The 1,670-nt window shown below is 43.9% G+C and carries 1 protein-coding gene; it reads right to left on the reverse strand.

The features are described from left to right. Positions 1-1,670: condensation domain-containing protein (locus GNF10_RS36735; RefSeq protein ID WP_185607481.1), on the reverse strand; the 1,670-nt coding region annotated here is incomplete at both ends.

Raw genomic sequence — 1,670 nt, forward strand, 5'->3', positions numbered from 1 at the left:
TAAATTACATTAGCTAGATTAAAAGCTTTGGCTTCACTAGTTGGGTTATCTTGATTGTTTTGGGCAATTTGTGACCAGACTTCATCTAAATAGACTTGTTTTGCTTGAAGCTGGGGAAGTTTGTCAAGAAGTCGTTGCTGAGTTAACACTAACGAAACTTGAGCATCTTCTAGCATAAAGCTCAAGCGGTCTTGGGGATACTCAGGGTCAAGTGGTAGGTATGCTCCGCCTGCTTTGAGAATACCTAGTAGTCCCACCACCATTTCTAGTGAGCGTTCTACACAAATACCCACTAGCACATCTGGTTTGACACCCAATGAGTGCAGGTAATGGGCCAACTGGTTAGCACGACTATTCAACTGCTGGTAAGTCAGTTTTTGATCTTCAAACACAACTGCTATGGCATTGGGGGTACGCTTAACCTGCTGCTCAAACAACTGATGAATACATTTATCTTCAGGGTACTCCATCCATGTATTATTCCAATCAACCAATAACTGCTGCTGCTCAACTGCTGTCAGCAGGGGTAATTGGGAAATTCGCTCTTGAGGATTGGCAACAATTCCTGACAGCAACGTTACAAAATGACCATTCATTCGTTCAATTGTGCTGGCATCAAACAAGTCAGTATTGTACTCCCACACACCCATCAATCCTTGGGTAGTGTTTTCCATCGATAAAGCCAAATCAACTTTTGTAGCTGTACTTTCTACTGGCAATGAACTAACAGTTAACCCAGCAAGCTCTAGTTTCTGTACAGGTGCATTCTGAAGGTTAAACACCACCTGAAACAGTGGCGTATGTCCCAGATCCCTTTCTGGCTGCAATGCTTCCACCAACATTTCAAAAGGCAAATTCTGATGAGCATACGCGGACAACGCTACTTCTCGAACACGACCAAGTAATTCGCTAAAACTGGGATTGCCTGCCAAGTTAGTACGCATGACTAAAGTGTTGACAAAAAAGCCAATTAACCCTTCTATTTCACTGCGATCGCGGTTTGCGATCGGTGTCCCTACCAAAATGTCTGATTGTCCTGTGTAGCGATAAAGCAAGGTATCATAAGCTGCCAACAGCGTCATAAAGAGAGTACAACCTTGCTCCTGGCTCAATTTTACCAATCTATCAGTTAACTCAACTGAAAGTGCAAACTTATGATATGTCCCAACGAAAGTCTGCACAGCAGGTCTGGGTCGGTCTGTAGGTAGGGACAACAAAGCTGGTGCATCTTTTAGTTGCTGTTGCCAGTAACTCAGTTGACTTTGCAGTACATCTCCTTGCAACCACTGTCTTTGCCAAATAGCGAAATCTGCGTACTGAATCAGTAGTGGCGTTAAAGGTGACGGCTGACCCTGAGAATAAGCATTGTACAGTGCTATTAATTCTTGAACAAACACACCCACTGACCAGCCATCAAAGACAATGTGATGTATGAACACTAATAAGGCTTGTTCTGTCTCCGACAGCACTACTAATGTTGTCCTGACTAATGCTTCAGTTGCTATGTCAAAGGGTCGTTGCACTTGTTGTTGCGCTAATTGCTGCAAAGCAATTTCTTTTTCGCTTGTGGATAAATGCTGCAAGTCAACAATTGAGACTGTCCAAGGTGTAGATGCTAGGGGGTCGGAAGTTCTTACTATTTCCTGCTCCCTGCCCCCTGCCCCCTGTAC

This window comes from Nostoc sp. UCD121 (assembly GCF_014222285.1).
Taxonomy (GTDB): Bacteria; Cyanobacteriota; Cyanobacteriia; order Cyanobacteriales; family Nostocaceae; genus Nostoc.